Source organism: Microbacterium testaceum, from assembly GCF_001476655.1.
Lineage (GTDB): Bacteria > Actinomycetota > Actinomycetes > Actinomycetales > Microbacteriaceae > Microbacterium > Microbacterium testaceum_C.
The window spans coordinates 1-17,211 of the sequence record NZ_LDRT01000077.1; the positions used below are offsets into that span (position 1 = coordinate 1).

A 17,211-nucleotide genomic window follows, 5' to 3' on the forward strand; every position below is an offset into this window, starting at 1 on the left:
CGAGGCGATGGACCGTGTGCAGTACACCCCGCACACGGTCCATCGCCTCGTCGCCGGCCACGGAGGCCACCTCGAGGCCGTCGAAGATCGTCCCTCCGCCGTCGTTGCCGACCACGACCTGCAGGCGCGGCTCATGCTCGCCCGGGGGCAGCAGCAGCGCCCCGAGGTCGTGGAGGAACGCGAGGTCGCCCAGCAGCACGCGCGTGACACCGGGGCGCTCCTCAATCTGACTCGCGAGGGCGATTCCCGTGGCGGTGGCGATCGTCCCGTCGATTCCCGCGAGGCCGCGGTTGGCGTGCACCGAGACCTTCTTGCCCGAAAGCAGCTCGTCGGCCACGCGCACGAGGCGCGACGACCCGAACATCAGGCGATCGTGCGGCCACGTCGCTCGCCACAGCGCGTCGACGAGCGCGGCGCGGTCGAGGGGGGCACGCATGACCTCGACCTCGGCGTTGATCGCGCCCAGGCGCTCGTGCGGCACGGCCGAGGCCAGGCCGTCGGCGTCGGGAGCGGGCGGCGACAGGTCCACGGCGGCGGCACGCGACGCGCGCATCCACTCGCCGAGCCACTCGCGGTCGGTCTCGCCGGCCGTGACGCGGACGGCATCCACTCCCTGCGTCGTGCCGTTGAGGTTGACCGGCTCGCCGGGGCCGCGCACCGCGATCACCTCGACGTCGTCACGGCCGAGGAGAAGCGCGACCTCGCGGCTGAGGGTGGGGTGCCCGAGGACCACGACCCGCTCGACGCGACCACCCAGCTCCGGGTCGCGCAGAAGCCCTCGGTACCCGTGCACGACGTGCCGGCCGAATCGGGCGCCGCTGACGATCTCGGCCACGAGCGGGAACCCGCCCCGGTGCGCGAGCTCTTCGGCGGCGGGACCGGCGTCGGCACCCGCCACCACGATGGTGCGGGGTCCGAGCTCGAGCGGGAAGGCCGCCTCGGTCTCGGGAGCGACATCGGCCACCCCGATCCCTCCACCCCCCTGGTAGAGAGCCCCGGATGCCTCGGCCTCGACGTCGCTCTCGGCCTCGGCCGGAGTCGCCCGCGGGCGCGCGGTCGACCGCTCGAGCAGCCACGTCGGGGCGGCACCGGCGAGCGGCTCACGCAACGGGACGTTCAGGTGGACGGGACCTGCGGCGCGCGCCCCCTCGCCGAGGGCGGCGGAGAGGGCCGTCGCGGCCACCGTGTCGAACTCGGTGGTCTGCTCGGCGGCGCCGTCGTGATCGACCGCGTCGGGGACGGGGAGATCGGCCTCGAACCGCGCGGCCGCGCGGAAGAGACCGGGCTGGCGCGTGGTCTGGTTCGCGCCCACGCCACGCAGCTCGGGCGGACGGTCCGCGGTCAGCAGGAGCAGCGGCACCCCCGCGTGGTGCGCCTCGAGAGCCGCCGGCAGCAGGTTCGCCACCGCGGTGCCCGAGGTGCAGACGACCACCGCCGGCATGCCGGTCTCGCGACCGATGCCGAGGGCGGTGAATCCGGCGACGCGCTCGTCGATCCGTACGTGCAGGTGCACGAGGCCGGCGCGCTCCAGGTCGGCCGCGACCAGGGCAAGGGCCTGCGAGCGCGAACCGGGACTCACGACGATGTGGCGGACACCCCGCGAAACCAGGCCGGCCAGAAGAGCGGCAGCAGCGTCGGTGGAGGGCGCCGCGGCGCGCTCAGCAGTCGTGCTCACGGTTCAGCTGACGGCGCCGCGCTGTCCGCGGGCATCGTCGTCGCCGGGGTCGTCCCCGGTCCTTGGGCGCTTGTCGCGCGGGTCATCGGCCTCGGAATCGAGCTGCGCCAGCTCTTCCTCGAGACGTCGGATGCGTTCGTCCTGGTCGGCGCGCGCCGCGGGGGACAGACGCCCCAGGAATTCGGGGTCGTCATCGGGAGCACGTCGCAGCACCGCGCCACCCGCCCGACCGCGGCCGACGACGAACCACAGGACGCCGCCGAGCACCGGCAGCAGGATGACGATGACCATCCACGCGCCTTTGCTGACGCCGCGGTGTCGCGTCGAGGGCTGCACGGCGCAATCGACGATCGTGTAGACCCAGAAAGCGGTCGCCACGAGCGCCAGGATGAGAAGCAGCCGTGCCATGGACCAATCTTACGTGCGCCGGCTGGACACGGGCCGGGCGCCGACGGCGCACGCCCGCGCCGTAGAATGAGGAGATGCGTGCTCGCTCGGCCCTCGTCTACACGGTGCTGCGATTGCTCGCCTTCGTCGTGCCGCTCGGCATCCTGCTGCTGTTTCCGGTGTTCCAGGAGTTGCCGTGGCTCGCCGCCGTCTTCGCCGCGCTGATCGGGCTCAGCCTGTCGCTGCTCTTCCTCCGCCGCCCGCTCGATCAGGTCACCGGCGGTCTCGCCGAGCGACGTGCGGCGCGCGCCGCGAGCGGTCGCCGCACCGGCGCCGAAGCGGACGCCGACGCGGAGGACGCGGTGCTCGATGCCTCGGCACCCGCGACCGACAGCTCCGCCGAACCCGCGAAGCCCGACGCGACCGAACGCTGAGCCTCAGGCCAGGAACGCCCAGAACAGCAGCGCCCCGTAGGCGACCGAGGTGAAGCTCGTGACCTGCAGCGCCGTGATCAGTTCGCGCGGCGTCCGGTAGGTCCACACGATCAGCACGGACGACAGCGCGCCCAGCAGCGCGATCATCGTGAGCCACGCGACGGGGTAGAACAGCGCGAGGAACGCCGAGATCCCGAACGGCGCGAGCACGAACAGCGTGAACAGCGCCTGGGTCGCGCGGCGACCGATGAGCACCGAGAGGGTGCGCTTGCCGGCGAGGCGGTCCTGATCGATGTCGCGGAGGTTGTTGGCCAACAGCACCGCGCACGCCAGCAGACCCGCGGCGACCGCGCCGAACCAGGCCTCCTGCGGGATCGCCTGCACCTGCACCCAGGTGGTCCCGATGGTCGCGACGAGACCGAAGAACACGAAGACGAACAGCTCGCCCATCGCGTTGTAGCCGTAGGGACGCTTTCCTCCGGTGTAGAACCAGGCCGCGACGATGCAGACCGCGCCCACCGCGAGCAGCCACCACTGGCCCGTGCGCACGACGATCGCGAGACCCACGATCGCGGCGAGCGCGAAGAACGCCAGCGCGACGAGGAGCACGGTGCGCGGCTTCGCCTTCTTGCCGCCGGTCAGACGCCCCGGCCCCACGCGCACGTCATCGGTCCCCCGGATGCCGTCGCTGTAGTCGTTGGCGTAGTTGACGCCGATCTGCAGGGCGAACGCCACCGCGAGGCACGCGAGGGCGAGCGCCCAGTGGAACTGATCGTCGACGAGGGTCGCCGCCCCCGTACCGATCAACACCGGGGTGATCGCGAGCGGCAGCGTCCGCAACCGCGCGGCGGCGACCCAGTCACGCGCCGTCGCGGGGGCGACGGCCTGCGGAGCCCCGCTCTTGTGCTTCTGGGGGTTGCCGTGGGGACGACGCTTCTGTGCCGGACGCGAACGCTTGCGAGACTGTGCTGCCACGGAGGGTCATCCTAAGCCCGCCCCGCCGAACCGCCGTGCCAGGGCCGCGCGATCGGGCTTGCCGGAGGTCAGGGTCGGGAGCTCGTCGACAGCGATCACGCGCGCCGGGCGTGCCACCGGCCCCACCTCTGCGGCCACGGCGTCACGCACGCGCGCGAGCGTCTCGTCCTCGGCGTCGGGGGCGAGCCCCGGGACGATCACCGCGGAACCCTGCCCCCACATGGCATCCGCGATCGCGATGACCACCGCCGATTCGAGACCACGGATGCCGCGCACCGCCGCCTCCACCCGATCCAGCGACACATTCACCCCGCCCGAGACGATGACGTTGTCGAGGCGACCGGTCACGCGCAGCACCCCGTCGACGATGTCGCCCCCGTCCCCGGTGCGGTACCAGCGTCGCCCCTCGTCGTCGACAGGGAACACGGATGCCGTGCGTTCGGGCTCGCCGAGGTAGCCGTCGGCGAGCGAGGGGCCGGACAGCCGTACCTCCCCGTCGACGATCGCGAGATCGACGCCGTCGAGCGGGACCCCGTCGTACACGCAGCCGCCGCTCGTCTCGGTCGAGCCGTAGGTGCGCACGATACGCGCCCCCGCCGCCAGGGCCCGCTCCCGCACTGCGGGAGCGAGGGCCTGACCGCCGATGAGGATCGCCTCGAACGAACGCAGAGCCTGGGCGACCGTGCCGTCGTGCTCCGCGGCATCCAGGAGTCTCTGCAACTGCGCCGGGACGAGGGAGGTGTAGCTCGGAACGCGAGCTCCGCCCTCGTGCGAGGCCATGCCGAGAGCGGCCGCCGCGAAGGGTTCGGGGCGGAAGGGACCGGCGACGACAGCGGGCTCGCGGTCGGCGAGCAGGGCGCGGACGATCACCTGGACGCCGGCGACGTAGGTCGCGGGCACCGCGAGCAGCCACGCGCCCTCGCCGATGCGCGCGGCGGTGGCATAGGCACTGCTGATCAGGGCATTGCGGGAGATCACGACCGACTTGGGTACCCCGCTCGATCCGGAGGTCGTCACGACCGCCGCGGTCCCCGCGGGGACCTCGGTCGGCAGACCCACCCCGCCGAGGGCGACCGCGGGACCGGCGCCGAGCACCGCCGCCCGCAACGCCCGCAGGACATCGCGGGGATCACCGGATGCCGGAGGCTCGAGCCTCACGAGCGGACTCCGGCGCTCAGTAGTGCCACGGCACGTCGGACCAGTCGGGGTCGCGCTTCTCGAGGAAGGAGTCGCGTCCCTCAGCCGCCTCGTCGGTGCCGTAGGCCAACCGGGTCGCCTCCCCGGCGAACACCTGCTGCCCCACGAGACCGTCGTCGACGGCGTTGAAGGCGAACTTCAGCATGCGGATCGCCGTCGGCGACTTGGTCAGGATCGTGCGGGCCATCGCGATCGCCTCGCGTTCGAGCTCGGCGTGCGGAACGACACGGTTGACGGCCCCGAGCTCGTACGCGCGCTGCGCGGAGTACTCCTCGGCGAGGAAGAAGATCTCGCGCGCGAACTTCTGGCCGATCTGACGCGCGAAGTAGGCCGAGCCGTAGCCGGCGTCGAACGATCCGACATCGGCATCCGTCTGCTTGAAGCGCCCGTGCTCGGCACTCGCGATGGAGAGGTCGCACACGACGTTGAGCGAGTGGCCGCCGCCCGCGGCCCACCCGGGGACGACGGCGATGACGACCTTGGGCATGAAGCGGATGAGGCGCTGCACCTCGAGGATGTGCAGGCGACCGGCACGGCCCGGGTCGTGGACGACGTGCTCCTCGTGCGAGTACTTGTACCCGTCGCGGCCACGGATGCGCTGGTCGCCGCCGGAGCAGAATGCCCAGCCGCCGTCCTTCGGGCTCGGGCCGTTGCCCGTCAGCAGCACGACCCCGATGCGGTGGTCCTGGCGCGCGATGTCGAGCGCCGTGTAGAGCTCGTCGACCGTGTGCGGGCGGAAGGCGTTGCGCACCTCGGGACGATCGAACGCGATGCGCGCGATCCGGCCGTCGGTGCTGACGTGCGCGGTGATGTCGGTGTATCGCTCGGCACCGGGCGCGAGGGTCCACTCGGCGGGGTCGAAGAGTTCGGAGACGGTCATGGGAACCTCCCTGCGCACGTTGCGGATACGACGCGCGCAAGTTCTAGCGTACGGTGGATGCAATTAATCCGGCATGGAACACAGGAATAAAAGCCGCGAAGACAACGAACTTGTCGTCATGCACGCAAATATTTCCATCTCGATAGACAAATGAGAGGACCATGACAGACAAGTACACGATCCCTCGCTTGGACTTCGAGTCGCAACTCGTGGCGATCCTGTTCGAGATCGAACGGCTTCGCTCTGACATCGGCACCGGAGACACCCCGCGAGACACCTCTCTCGAGTTGCATCACCTGTTCGACGTCGTCATGAGCGTCGTATCCGCACGAATCGAAGGCAACCGCACGACGGTCTACGACGCCCTGGACCAGATCGAGAGCGGCGTCTCATCCACCGCGGATCAGCTCGGCGAGATCAAGAACATCGCCGAGACCGCGCGGTTCATCGACAGTCTGCCCGCCGACGCCGCACTCACGCACGGCCTCATCCGAGAGATCCATCGCCGTACCGTCGACGGGCTCGTCCGCGAGGGCGACCCGACACCGGGTTCTTATCGCGAGGTCGACGTCGCGATCACCGCATCGAGCCATACTCCGCCGAGTTGGGTGACCGTTCACGCCGAGATGTCGGCGCTGCTCGACTTCGCCAACGAAGACCGCCCGCTCCACGAGCAGATGTTGCAGATCGCCATCGCTCATCACCGCTTCGTGTGGGTCCACCCGTTCCGCAACGGGAACGGGCGCGTATCGCGCCTCTTCACCTACGCGATGCTGCGAAAGACGATCTTCGCGACGCGCGGCTACAGTGCGCTCAATCCGACGGCGGTCTTCGGCAACGACCGTGACGCCTACATCTCTGCCCTCGAACGAGCGGACGACCTGACCGCGGACGGAACGATCGCGTGGGCCGAATTCTTCGTGGCAGGCATCCGGGACGACGTCGCGCGGCTGATCGAACTTCAACGTCACGCGTTCGTCATCGACCGCCTGGTCGGGCCCGCCCTCGACAGCCTGCTGCATGACGGCGTGGTCAGCCGAGAAGCTCACGCCGCGTTGCGTGTGACTCTGGAGCGGGGCGTCGTGAAAGCCGGCGATCTCGAAGAGGCGGTGCGCGGTAGCGCCGCACACCGCTCCCGCTTCATCCGTGGGCTCCGGGAACGCAATCTTCTGCAGTACGCGGAGGAGGGGCCGCGCTTCTACCGGCTGTCCCTGTCGCGCGGCCCCCTCGCACCGAGACTCATCCGTCGACTGGACGCACTCGGCTACCTGCCTCGCATGCTCGCCGACGACTGAGCGATCAGCTGTTCCTACGCGTTCTTGCTTCCTACGCGTTCTTGCCGTCGCGCCAGGTCAGCCAGCGCTCGATGAGCGAGTAGTCCCACTCGGGACCCGAGAAGCCGAGCGTGAACAGGCGCGTACCGGCGTCGAACAGCGCGTCGGCGTCGGACTCGTCGCGGTCCTTCAGCTCGTTCGAGACGACGAGGCCCGAGAGGTCGCGCCCCTCGGTCTCGGCCCACTTCTCGATGACACCGAGCTTGTGGGGCAGCTCGTCGGGAGTGACGAAGCTGTGCCAGATGTCGGCGTGCCGCGCGACGATGCGGAGGGTCTTCTGCTCGCCCTTGCCGCCGATCATGACGGGGATGTGACGCGTCGGTGCGGGGTTGAGCGTGCCCCAGCGGGCGACGATGCGGTCGAGGTCGGTCGCGAGGGCATTCAGACGGGAGCCCGCGGTGCCGAACTCGTAGCCGTACTCGTCGTAGTCACGCTCGAACCAGCCCGAGCCGGTGCCGAAGATGAATCGCCCCGTGTCGCCGCCCTTCTTGCTGATGTGGTCGATCGTGCGGGCCATGTCGGCCTGCAGGTCGGCATTCCGGTAGCTGTTGCAGTTGACCAGCGCGCCGAACTCGACGCGCTCGGTCTGCTCGGCCCACGCCGCGAGCATGGTCCACGACTCGAAATGCTCGCCGTCGGGGTCACCGTAGAGGGGGAAGAAGTGATCCCAGTTGAAGAGGATGTCGACCCCCATCTCTTCCAGACGGAAGACGGCGTCGCGGATGTCGGAGTACTGGACGTGCTGCGGCTGGATCTGGACGCCGAGGCGGACCGGAGTGTCGAAGAGCATGGCGTCAGCCTATTCCCGACCGCCGACACGGGGGCCAGGATGGGGAGATGAGCACCGCCCCCCTCCCCCCGATCGACGACATCCTCGCCACGGCGCGGGTCGTCGCCCTGCCGCTTGCCGCCCGCTTCCGCGGCGTCGAAACCCGCGAGGCGGTCGTGTTCGAGGGACCCGAGGGCTGGACGGAGTTCTCGCCTTTCGTGGAGTACTCCGACGCCGAGGCGGCGACGTGGCTCGCGGGTGCCCTCGACTTCGGCTGGAATCCCGCGCCGTCACCTCGACGCGACGCGATCCCCGTCAATGCCACGATGCCGGCCGTGGCGGCATCCGAGGTCCCGCGGATCCTGGCCCGCTACGACGGATGCCGGACGGTCAAGGTCAAGGTCGCCGAGGCGGGGCAGGTGCTCGACGAGGACGTCGCGCGGGTGCGCGCGGTGCGCGCGGCGATGGGTCCCGAGGGTCGCGTGCGGATCGATGCGAACGGCGCGTGGAACGTCGACGAGGCCGAACGAGCCGTGCACGCCCTGGCCGCATTCGACCTGGAGTACATCGAACAGCCCTGCGCCGAGGTCGAAGAACTCGCGCAGCTGCGCGAGCGCATCGCCTACCTCGACATCCCGATCGCCGCCGACGAGAGCGTGCGCAAGGCCGATGATCCGCTGCGGGTCGCGCGGTCGGGGGCGGCGGATCTTCTCGTCATCAAGGCCCAACCGCTCGGCGGGGTACGCGCGGCGCTGGACGTCGTCGCGCAGGCGGGACTGCCCGCGGTGGTCTCGAGCGCTCTGGACACGTCGATCGGACTCTCGATGGGCGTCGCCCTGGCCGCGGCGCTTCCCGCGCTCGACTACGACTGCGGGCTCGGCACCGCCGCGCTCTTCACGGCCGACGTCGTGGCATCCCCGCTCCGCGCCCGGGACGGAGTCCTGCCCGTCGAACGGCCCCGCCCGACGGCCGCCGATCTCGACCGTGTCGCGGCCGACGACGATCGTCGGCAGTGGTGGCTCGACCGGCTACGGCGCTGCCACGCCGCGCTCCTGCTCACTCGAGGATGAGACCGACCACCTGAGACAGCCGTTCGGCGAGTTGTCCACGCGAGAGTGTCGCCGCCTGATGGGTGATCAGAGCGGTCTCCGACGTCGAGATCCACACGGCCAGCAGCAGTTCCGTCGCCACCTCGGCGGGCACGCGCAGCGACAGTCCCCGAGCGTCGGCGATGTCGCGAACGAGCTGCGTGACGCTCTCTCCCAACCCCTGGTTCAGCGCCAGGTAGGCCTCGGCGAACTCGGGGTTGCGCAGCGCCTGCAGACGCGTCTCCGCTCCGAGGAGCACATCGAGACGGTCCTCGCCGGTCGCCTCGAGCACCTCCTGGACGAGTTGCAGGACATCGCCTGCCCCTTCGAGCCCTCGGTCCTCGATCGACGTCACGCGCGCGCGGACCGCGGCGATGGTCGTCTCGGCGGACCGCGCGCACAGCGCGAGGAACAGCTCCTCCTTCGAGGCGAAGTTCGAGTAGAAGGCGCCGCGGGTGAATCCCGCCCGCTCGCAGATGGCCTCGACCGAGGCGGCGTCGATGCCGACTTCCGCGAACATCTCGGCCGCGGCGTCCATGAGGCGCGTCCGGGTGTTCTCTCGTCGCCGTGACGGCGCCGGGACGGTATCGGTCATCCGCGTTCTCCTGCTTCACACGCGAGACTCAGGTTGGAGTCTCCTTCTGGCGATTACGATACATTGTTGTATCCGATACGGCGATGTATCGACTGTCCGCCGATCGTGGGAGCCGCCACCGTGTCAACCTTCCTCTACACCCTGGGTCGCTGGTCGTTCCGCCACCCCTGGCGTGTCCTGTCCGCGTGGCTGCTCATCCTCGTGCTCGCGGGTGGCGGCGTCGCCCTGCTCGCCAAGGGAACGGACAACACCTTCACCATCCCCGGCACCGAATCGCAGGCCGGTCTCGAGATGCTGGACCGCACGTTCCCCCAGGTGAGCGGTGCCAGCGCCGAGATCATCGTCGTCGCAGCCGATGGCGCGAGCGTGCGCGATCAGGCGTATCAGGATGCCATCGAGAAGACGACCACCGAGGTCGGCAAGCTCGACTTCGTCGAGGCCGTCACCGACCCCTACGACGCGAACATCTCGGGCAGCATCGCGGACGACAACCGCGCCGCGATCGTCCGCATCCAGTTCGCGGGTGAGGCGTCCGCCGTCCCGAAGGCGACCGAGGACGCCCTGCACGAGGAGACGACCGCCCTCGGCTCCGCCCTCCCGTCCGGCTCCCAGGCCATCCTCGGCGGACAGCTCTTCGCCACCGAGATTCCTGGTGCGTCCCTCACCGAGGCGCTCGGTGTCGTGATCGCGGCCCTCGTGCTCATGGTGACGTTCCGCTCCTTCCTCGTGGCCGGGATGCCGCTGGCCACCGCCCTGCTCGGCGTCGCCCTCTCGGTGGCCCTGATCTTCATCGCCACCGGTTTCGCGACGGTGTCCTCGACCACTCCGCTGCTGGCGGTGATGCTCGGACTCGCCGTCGGCATCGACTACGCGCTGTTCATCGTGTCGCGACATCAAGACCAGACCCGCGCGGGGATGGACCCCGAGGAGTCCACCGCCCGCGCGGTGGGCACCGCGGGTTCCGCCGTCGTGTTCGCCGGGATCACGGTCCTCATCGCCCTCATCGGCCTGGGCTTCGCGAACATCCCCTTCCTCACCACGATGGGGATCGCGGCATCCGTCGCCGTCGCCATCGCCGTGTGCGTCGGGCTGACCCTCACCCCGGCCTTCCTCGGCTTCGCCGGTCACCGCGTGGTCGGGTGGGGCTTCGCGAAGCCGAAGAAGCAGTCGCGCCGTGCTCGTGCGGCCGCGGGCCCTGCCGACGAGGCGGCGGTGGCGGCCGCCGCCGCGGCCGACGCCGCCGAGCGTGAGAAGAAGGCGGAGACCGCGTCGATCCGCGCCCAGCGCAACGGCCCGGCTCGTCGCTGGGTCGGCCTTGTGACCCGGCATCCCGTCGTCACCACCGTCGCGGTCATCGGACTGCTCGGGGTCACGGCGATCCCCGCCGCGAGCCTCGCCCTCACCCTGCCCAACGCCGGACAGCTGCCGGCGGGCAACCCCGCTCGCGTCGCGTACGAGCTCACCGACGAGTACTTCGGCCCCGGCGCCAACGGCCCGCTGATCATGACCGGCACGATCGTCACCTCGAACGATCCGCTGAACCTCATGAAGGACATCGGCGACGAGATCGCGAAGATCCCCGGCGTCGCCCAGGTCGCTCTCGCGACGCCGAACCAGACCGCCGACACCGGGATCGTGCAGATCATCCCCGAGACGGCCCCGGACGACCCGCGCACCGCCGACCTCGTGCGGGAGCTCCGTTCGCAGGAGCAGCGCCTGTACGACGAGTTCGGCGTGCGCCTGCTCGTGACCGGCTACACCGCCGTCACGATCGACATCTCCGACCAGCTCGGCGCCGCCCTCCTCCCGTTCGGCGTCTTCGTGGTCGGCCTCTCGCTGGTGCTGCTGATGATCGTGTTCCGCTCGATCTGGGTGCCGCTGACCGCCGCGGGCGGGTACCTCCTGTCGGTCGCCGCGTCCTTCGGCGTCGTGGCCGCGGTGTTCGAATGGGGGTGGTTCGCCGACGCCCTGCACGTGGCCAAGGTCGGCCCGATCATCAGCTTCATGCCGATCGTGGTGATGGGCGTGCTCTTCGGCCTCGCGATGGACTACCAGGTCTTCCTCGTCTCGCGCATGCGAGAGGACTACGTCCACGCGAATCGCGAGGGCCGCACGCCTCGAGAGGTCGCGCTCGGTGCCGTCCGCAGCGGCTTCGTGGGCTCGGCTCGCGTGGTCGTCGCGGCGGCCGTCATCATGTTCGCCGTCTTCGTCGCGTTCGTGCCCGAGGGCGACTCGAGCCTGAAACCGATCGCCCTGGGCCTCGCCGTCGGTGTCGCCGTCGACGCGTTCCTCGTCCGCATGACGCTCGTTCCGGCCGTGCTGGCCCTCCTGGGCGACAAGGCCTGGTGGATGCCGCGCTGGCTCGACCGCCTGCTGCCGAAGCTCGACGTCGAGGGCGAGGCGGTCGAGCGCGAGGTGCGCCTGGCCGACTGGCCGAGCGAGCCCGCGATCGCCGTCGCCGCCGATGAGCTGAGCGCCCCCGGTTCTACGGATGCCGAGGAGCCGGTGTTCCGCGACATCTCGCTGCGCCTCGGCTACGGCGGCACCCTGTTGGTCACCGGCGAGAGCCGCACGACCCGCACCCTGCTGCTCGCCTTCTCGGGGCGCCTCGCCGGAATCGAGGGGCGGTTGCGCGTCGACGGCCTACTGGTGCCCGAGCGCGCGGGAGCCGCCCGGGCCCGCGTCGGGGTGGCCCTCCTCGACGACACGGCCGACGCGGCACGCACGGTGGCCGACGCCGTGGGGCGCGGTACGCGCATCGTGGTCGTCACAGACGTCGACCGTCTCGATGACGACGCCCGCGACGAGGTGGCGCACGTGCTGCGGCGCGCGGCGACCGAGGCACGCGAACGCTCCGGCGACGCGTCGTCACCGTTCACGCTCATCGTCTCGGCGCGCGACGAACGCCGGGCCCTCGCGCTCCTGTCCCAGGCCCTGCGCCCCGACGTGGCATCCCTCGCCCTCCCGACGCCGCGTCGGCACCACACCGAACCCGAAACCTTCGCCGATCTCTCCGAGGTGTTCGCATGACTCTCCCCGTCGAGCGCTCGCGCTCCCGCCGCCCCGTGACCTGGCGCACCCTCGTCGGGGTGCTCCTGTTGCCGGCCGTGATCGGCGGCATCCTCGTCGGTGCGCTGTACAACCCCACCGACCGGCTGCAGAACATCACGGCCGCGATCGTCAACGACGACAAGGCCGTCGAGCTCAACGGACAGCTCGTGCCGCTCGGTCGCCAGCTCACCGGCGGACTCGTCAAGGGAGCCGATGACCAGTCGAGCAACATCGACTGGGTCATCTCCAACGACTCCGACGCCGCCGCGGGGCTCAAGGACGGCACCTACACCGCGGTCGTGACGATCCCCGAGAACTTCACCGCCGCTTCCCTCTCGACGCGACCCGGCGAGACTCCGGTCAAGGCGACGATCGGGGTCGTCACCGCGCCGAACGCGCGCGTGGTGGACGGCGCGATCACCGCGACCCTGGCATCCACCGCCACCAGCGTCTACGGCAGCGAACTGTCGTCGCAGTACCTCAAGAACGTCTTCCTCGGCTTCACGAAGCTGAGCGACCAACTCGGCACGGCCGCCAGCGGGGCGCACCAGCTCGCCGACGGCGCCGGGCAAGCCGCAACCGGCGCGAACGGGCTGCGCGATGGCCTGGGGCAGCTCTCGAGCGGGGCGGGCGACCTCTCGACGGGTCTCGGTCAGCTGGCCACCGGTGTGGGCTCGCTCTCCGGCGGCGTCGGCCAGCTCGCGACGGGAGCAGACCAGCTCTCGGGCGGCGTCGGCCAGCTCGCCACCGGCGCCGGCGCGCTCTCGGGCGGCGTCGGCCAGCTCGCCACCGGCGCCGATCAGCTCTCCGGCGGCGTCGGACAACTCGCCACCGGCGCCGACCAGCTCTCCGGCGGCATCGGACAACTCGCCACCGGCGCAGACGGCCTGGCGAAGGGCGCCGGGCAACTCTCCGGCGGCATCGACGGCCTCGCCAGCGGAGCGGACGACCTTTCTCGTGGCGCGACGAAGCTCGCTGACGGTACACGTGAGGCCGCCACCGGGGTCGGCGATCTCGCCACCGGTGCTGACAAGATCGCGAACGGAAACCGCCAGCTCGCGACCAAGGTCAACGAGATCGCGGATGCCATTCCCCCGGGCTTTGCACAGACCGCCGAGGATGTGGCTGCGGCGGCACCGAAAGTGAGCGAGGCGCTGAGCACGGCGGCGGGAGACCTGCAGCGTCTCGCCGACGGGTGCGACGCCGCCGCCACTCCCGAACTGTGCGCGCAACTGCGCGCCGCGTCCGACCGCGCCAACGCCGAGCTCCCCAAAGCGCAGCAGACCGTCACGGACATCGGCACGATCGCCGGTCAGGCAGCCCAACTCCCCGCGGGAGTCCGAGCAATCGCCGACGCCAACTCGCAGCTCGCGGACGGGGCCGATGCGCTCGCCGACGGAGCCCGGAAGGCGCAGACGGGTGTGAACACGCTTGCCGGCGGAATCGATGGTCTCGCCAGCGGAGCAAGCGACCTCGGCTCCGGAGCGCGTCAGCTCGGAACCGGCGCCTCGCAGCTCGGCTCGGGCGCGTCGCAACTCGCGAGCGGCCTCGGTCAGACGCGCGAGGGGGCTGCTCAGCTTGCTGACGGGGCGCAAAGCGCTGCGGGCGGCGCCAGCCAGCTCGCCGACGGAGCGCAAACGGCTGCGGGCGGCGCCAGCCAGCTCGCCGACGGCGCGCAGACCGCTGCCGCCGGCGCGGGCGCCCTCGCGACCGGCGCCCGCACGGCCGCCGATGGGGCGGGGCAGCTCGTCACCGGTGCGGACGGCGCCGCGGGAGGCGCCGCGAAGCTCGCAGACGGAGCCCAGGGCGCCGAGGACGGTGCCGGCCAGCTCGCCGACGGCGTGGGGCAGGTGGCATCCGGAACGTCGTCGCTGGCCTCCGGGCTCGACAGCGCCGTGTCGCAGCTGCCGACGTACTCGGATGCGCAGGCGACGAGCCTCGCCGACGTGGTCGCCGATCCCGTGTCGGCCACCGGCGTCAGCGACTCGCTCTTCGGGGGTGCGGCCGTGCCGCTGCTCGCGATGGCCGTGCTGTGGTTCGGGGGGCTGGCGTCGTTCGTGGCCTTCCAGGCGGTCTCGGCACGAGCGCTGACGAGCCGTCGTCCCTCGGCTCTGGTCGCGCTCCGCGGCTTCGCGCCGGCGGCCCTCGTCGGTGCCGTGCAGGGTCTGCTGGTCGCGGGAGTGGTGCAGGTGGCATCCAAGTACGACTGGGGCGACTGGGCCTTGTTCGCGCTCGTGGCCGTCGCGGCGGGCGTCGCGTTCGCCGCGGTGCACCAGGCCCTGGTCGCGCTGTTCGGCGGAGCGGGGCGATGGATCGCCGCGATCATCGGCAGCCTGGCTCTCGCCGCGACGATCGTCTCGACGGTGCCGCCGGTGCTGGCGGCCCTGGCGTCGCTGCTGCCGACCTCGCCGGCGTACACCGCGATGCTCGGCACCCTCACGTCGGCCGGCGGCGTCGGTGCCGGCATCGCCGGACTCGCGGTCTGGGCCGTGCTGGCGCTCGTCGTGACGACCCTGGTGGTCGTGCGGCGCCGCACGACCTCGGCTCGCGCAGCCGCCGCGCTCGCCGCGGCGTAGACGGGGGCTCCCTCGCCCCCGTCTCCTTCGTTGAGTGTCCAAAACACGCCGTAACCGCCACCTCCATAACGGCGTGTCTTGGACACTCGACGGGGTGCGGCCATACACGACGCGATGCGAGCAGACGGAGCGACTCCTTCTGCACAGGGCGGTGTCCTCTCCACAGGTGAGAGTGAGTCGGTGAGGCGCTGGACGGAAGTCCGGTGAGATGGCGCAATGCGACGACCCCGGCCCCTGCCCGTCAACCTCGGTGCGGCGTTCCACGTGAAGGATGCCGACGAACTCGAGGTCCCGCGCCGCCGACTGATCGCGCGCGATCTGAACGCACCATTCCACGGCGTGCGCGCATCTGCGGATGCGCCCCAAGACTCCGTCCTCGAACGCTGTCGCACCTACCTCCCCAGACTGCGCCCGGGCCAGTTCTTCAGCCACGCGACAGCAGCACGCCTCTGGGGAATGCCGTTGGCTTTTCGGCACGACGAGACTCTTCACGTCAGCGCCGTCCCTCCCGCCAGAGAGCCGCGCACGAAGGGCGTTGTGGGTCATCGCCTCGCCCTCCCTCTCGACGAGATCACGACGCTCGATGGCCTACCCGTCACAGCGAAGGTCGCGACCTGGACTCACCTTGCCGCGGTCGTCAGCGAGGCCGACCTCGTGGCGATCGCGGACTGGCTCCTCGCCCACGACGTTCCCCCTTCCGCCCTCTCGGCGGCCGCGGGAAAGCACCGCCACCGGGGCATCATCGCCCTGCGGTCAGCCGCGCACCTCGCCCGCCCCGGGTCGGAATCGCCACGCGAGTCGCACGTCCGACTCATCCTCGTCCGGGCGGGACTCCCCGAACCCGACCTGAACTGGACGCTCCGCGACCCGTCTGGCGCGTTCGTCGCCCGGCTCGACATGGCCTATCCCGACCACCGCGTGGCCGTCGAGTACGACGGACGACAGCACGCGGACGCCCAGCAGTTCCGGAAGGATGCCGATCGCTGGCGCGCTATCGCTGCGCGGGGATGGACCCTCATCCGCGTCGTCGCCCACCACCTCGAGTACCCCGAACGCGACGTCGTGGCCCCGGTCACGGCTGCGCTGCGCACAGCCGGCTGGCGCCCCTGAGACGCCCCACCCCGTTGAGTGTCCAAGACACGCCGTAACTCGACTCAGTGTTGCGGCGTGTCTTGGACACTCAACGGGCGCGCGGGCGCGGGGGCGCGGGCGCGCGGGGCGCGGCGGCGCCCTGGCCTACTGGGTCAGACCGCTGTACGCGTGCAGGCCCTTGAAGAAGACGTTGACGATCGTGAAGTTGAACAGCACGGCCGAGAAACCGATGATCGACAGCCAGGCGGAGCGGGTTCCGCGCCAGCCGCGCGTCGCGCGGGCGTGGATGTACCCGGCGTACAGGACCCAGATCACGAACGTCCAGACTTCCTTGGTGTCGAAGCCCCAGAAGCGACCCCAGGCGTCGTTCGCCCAGATCGCACCGGCGATGAGCGTGAAGGTCCAGAAGATGAACCCGATGATCGCGAAGCGGTACGCGAGGGACTCGAGGGCGTCCGCCGAGGGCAGCGTCCGCAGGAAGCTGCGGCGACCGGCGGCCTCGACAGGCGCACCGATCAGCTTGCGCTCGCGTCGCGTCTGCAGGAGCTGCACGACCGACAGCCCGAACGCGAGGGCGAACAGCGAGGTCGCGAGGATCGCGACGAAGACGTGGATGACGAGCCAGACCGACTTCAGCGGGTCGGCGAGCGGCGTCACGTCGACGTGGTACGCCAGGGTCGCGCCACCGAGCAGCACGATCGCGAGGCCCGAGATGAACGACCCGAGGAAGCGCAGGTCGTACCGCGTCAGCGAGATGAGGTAGACCATCACGATGAGCAGCAGGCCCGTGAGGGCGAACTCGTACATGTTCGACCACGGCACGCGCCCCGCGGCGAGACCGCGGAGGACCGTCGCGGCGAGGTGGAACAGGAACGCCAGCGCGGTCAGCGCCGTCCCCATGCGCGCCCACAGATACCGCGGCTTGTCGGTGAACGAGGGACCGGATGCCGGGGCCCCGGCCGAGGTATCGAGGACTCCCCCGCCGCCCGCCGTGACGAGCTCGCGCGCGACGACCTGGTCCTTCGCCTTCAGCGCGAGGTCGGAGCGGCGCGCGAGGTCGATGGCGTAGGCGATGAAAGCCAGCACATAGACGCCGACCGCCGTCCAGACGAGGAGAAGGGAGATCTCGTCGAGGAAGATCGAGTTCGGTCCGGGCAT

The 17,211-nt window shown here is 70.8% G+C and carries 14 protein-coding genes; 6 read left to right on the forward strand and 8 right to left on the reverse strand.

All coding sequences use genetic code 11. The annotated features are described in order from the left end of the window. Both menD and NS220_RS11560 read right to left on the reverse strand, forming a co-directional pair. Positions 1-1,675: 2-succinyl-5-enolpyruvyl-6-hydroxy-3-cyclohexene-1-carboxylic-acid synthase (gene menD, locus NS220_RS11555; RefSeq protein ID WP_058624203.1), on the reverse strand; the 1,675-nt coding region annotated here is incomplete at its 3' end. Between the two features lie 3 nt (positions 1,676-1,678). Beyond that, positions 1,679-2,083: a PLD nuclease N-terminal domain-containing protein gene (locus NS220_RS11560; RefSeq protein ID WP_058624204.1), complete on the reverse strand. Its 405-nt coding sequence runs from the start codon at positions 2,081-2,083 to the stop codon at positions 1,679-1,681. 74 nt (positions 2,084-2,157) lie between these two features. Here NS220_RS11560 and NS220_RS11565 point away from each other — a divergent pair, with 74 nt between their 5' ends. After that, entirely contained in the window at positions 2,158-2,496 is a 339-nt protein-coding gene (locus NS220_RS11565; protein WP_058624205.1) for a DUF4229 domain-containing protein, read from the forward strand. Positions 2,497-2,499: 3 nt separating this feature from the next. On the opposite strand, the gene NS220_RS11570 is transcribed toward NS220_RS11565, so the two are convergent. The 3 genes from NS220_RS11570 to NS220_RS11580 are packed head-to-tail and all read right to left on the reverse strand — an operon-like array spanning position 2,500 to position 5,548. Continuing rightward, complete coding sequence (locus NS220_RS11570) at positions 2,500-3,471, reverse strand: 1,4-dihydroxy-2-naphthoate polyprenyltransferase (RefSeq protein WP_058624206.1); 972 nt, start codon at positions 3,469-3,471, stop codon at positions 2,500-2,502. A 6-nt stretch (positions 3,472-3,477) separates the two neighbouring features. After that, on the reverse strand, positions 3,478-4,629 hold the full coding sequence (locus NS220_RS11575; RefSeq protein ID WP_058624207.1) for an AMP-binding protein: 1,152 nt from the start codon (positions 4,627-4,629) through the stop codon (positions 3,478-3,480). A gap of 16 nt (positions 4,630-4,645) precedes the next feature. Further along, the gene (locus NS220_RS11580) at positions 4,646-5,548 is read right to left on the reverse strand and encodes a 1,4-dihydroxy-2-naphthoyl-CoA synthase (protein WP_058624208.1); all 903 of its coding nucleotides are present in this window, start codon (positions 5,546-5,548) and stop codon (positions 4,646-4,648) included. A gap of 161 nt (positions 5,549-5,709) precedes the next feature. Here NS220_RS11580 and NS220_RS11585 point away from each other — a divergent pair, with 161 nt between their 5' ends. Beyond that, on the forward strand, positions 5,710-6,843 hold the full coding sequence (locus tag NS220_RS11585; protein ID WP_058624209.1) for a Fic family protein: 1,134 nt from the start codon (positions 5,710-5,712) through the stop codon (positions 6,841-6,843). A 31-nt stretch (positions 6,844-6,874) separates the two neighbouring features. Here the strand turns inward: NS220_RS11585 and NS220_RS11590 are convergent, their stop codons facing one another. Next, positions 6,875-7,672, reverse strand: a complete 798-nt coding sequence (locus NS220_RS11590; RefSeq protein ID WP_058624210.1) for an LLM class F420-dependent oxidoreductase — start codon at positions 7,670-7,672, stop codon at positions 6,875-6,877. 47 nt (positions 7,673-7,719) lie between these two features. Here NS220_RS11590 and NS220_RS11595 point away from each other — a divergent pair, with 47 nt between their 5' ends. Beyond that, positions 7,720-8,721: an o-succinylbenzoate synthase gene (locus tag NS220_RS11595; protein ID WP_058624211.1), complete on the forward strand. Its 1,002-nt coding sequence runs from the start codon at positions 7,720-7,722 to the stop codon at positions 8,719-8,721. Here NS220_RS11595 and NS220_RS11600 read toward each other — a convergent pair. Beyond that, the gene (locus NS220_RS11600) at positions 8,708-9,334 is read right to left on the reverse strand and encodes a TetR/AcrR family transcriptional regulator (protein WP_058624212.1); all 627 of its coding nucleotides are present in this window, start codon (positions 9,332-9,334) and stop codon (positions 8,708-8,710) included. The two genes, NS220_RS11595 and NS220_RS11600, sit on opposite strands and share 14 nt — an antisense overlap. Before the next feature lie 120 nt (positions 9,335-9,454). On the opposite strand from NS220_RS11600, the gene NS220_RS11605 reads away from it, so the two are divergent. From NS220_RS11605 to NS220_RS19770, 3 genes are all read left to right on the forward strand, one after another. Continuing rightward, the gene (locus NS220_RS11605) at positions 9,455-12,364 is read left to right on the forward strand and encodes an MMPL family transporter (protein WP_058624234.1); all 2,910 of its coding nucleotides are present in this window, start codon (positions 9,455-9,457) and stop codon (positions 12,362-12,364) included. Beyond that, the gene (locus tag NS220_RS11610) at positions 12,361-14,961 is read left to right on the forward strand and encodes a YhgE/Pip domain-containing protein (RefSeq protein WP_058624213.1); all 2,601 of its coding nucleotides are present in this window, start codon (positions 12,361-12,363) and stop codon (positions 14,959-14,961) included. The genes NS220_RS11605 and NS220_RS11610 overlap by 4 nt, the downstream gene beginning before the upstream one ends. Positions 14,962-15,177: 216 nt before the next feature. Continuing rightward, positions 15,178-16,071: an endonuclease domain-containing protein gene (locus NS220_RS19770; RefSeq protein WP_058624214.1), complete on the forward strand. Its 894-nt coding sequence runs from the start codon at positions 15,178-15,180 to the stop codon at positions 16,069-16,071. 126 nt (positions 16,072-16,197) lie between these two features. Here NS220_RS19770 and ccsB read toward each other — a convergent pair whose 3' ends face one another. Beyond that, complete coding sequence (gene ccsB / locus NS220_RS11620; protein ID WP_058624215.1) at positions 16,198-17,211, reverse strand: c-type cytochrome biogenesis protein CcsB; 1,014 nt, start codon at positions 17,209-17,211, stop codon at positions 16,198-16,200.

Coding starts and splice junctions, on each gene's coding strand:
- NS220_RS11560 (WP_058624204.1), bottom strand. CDS start 2,083: ATGGCACGGCTGCTTCTCATCCTGGCGCTCGTGGCGACCGCTTTCTGG.
- NS220_RS11565 (WP_058624205.1), top strand. CDS start 2,158: ATGCGTGCTCGCTCGGCCCTCGTCTACACGGTGCTGCGATTGCTCGCC.
- NS220_RS11580 (WP_058624208.1), bottom strand. CDS start 5,548: ATGACCGTCTCCGAACTCTTCGACCCCGCCGAGTGGACCCTCGCGCCC.
- NS220_RS11585 (WP_058624209.1), top strand. CDS start 5,710: ATGACAGACAAGTACACGATCCCTCGCTTGGACTTCGAGTCGCAACTC.
- NS220_RS11590 (WP_058624210.1), bottom strand. CDS start 7,672: ATGCTCTTCGACACTCCGGTCCGCCTCGGCGTCCAGATCCAGCCGCAG.
- NS220_RS11595 (WP_058624211.1), top strand. CDS start 7,720: ATGAGCACCGCCCCCCTCCCCCCGATCGACGACATCCTCGCCACGGCG.
- NS220_RS11600 (WP_058624212.1), bottom strand. CDS start 9,334: ATGACCGATACCGTCCCGGCGCCGTCACGGCGACGAGAGAACACCCGG.
- NS220_RS11610 (WP_058624213.1), top strand. CDS start 12,361: ATGACTCTCCCCGTCGAGCGCTCGCGCTCCCGCCGCCCCGTGACCTGG.
- NS220_RS19770 (WP_058624214.1), top strand. CDS start 15,178: ATGCGACGACCCCGGCCCCTGCCCGTCAACCTCGGTGCGGCGTTCCAC.
- ccsB (WP_058624215.1), bottom strand. CDS start 17,211: ATGCCCGGACCGAACTCGATCTTCCTCGACGAGATCTCCCTTCTCCTC.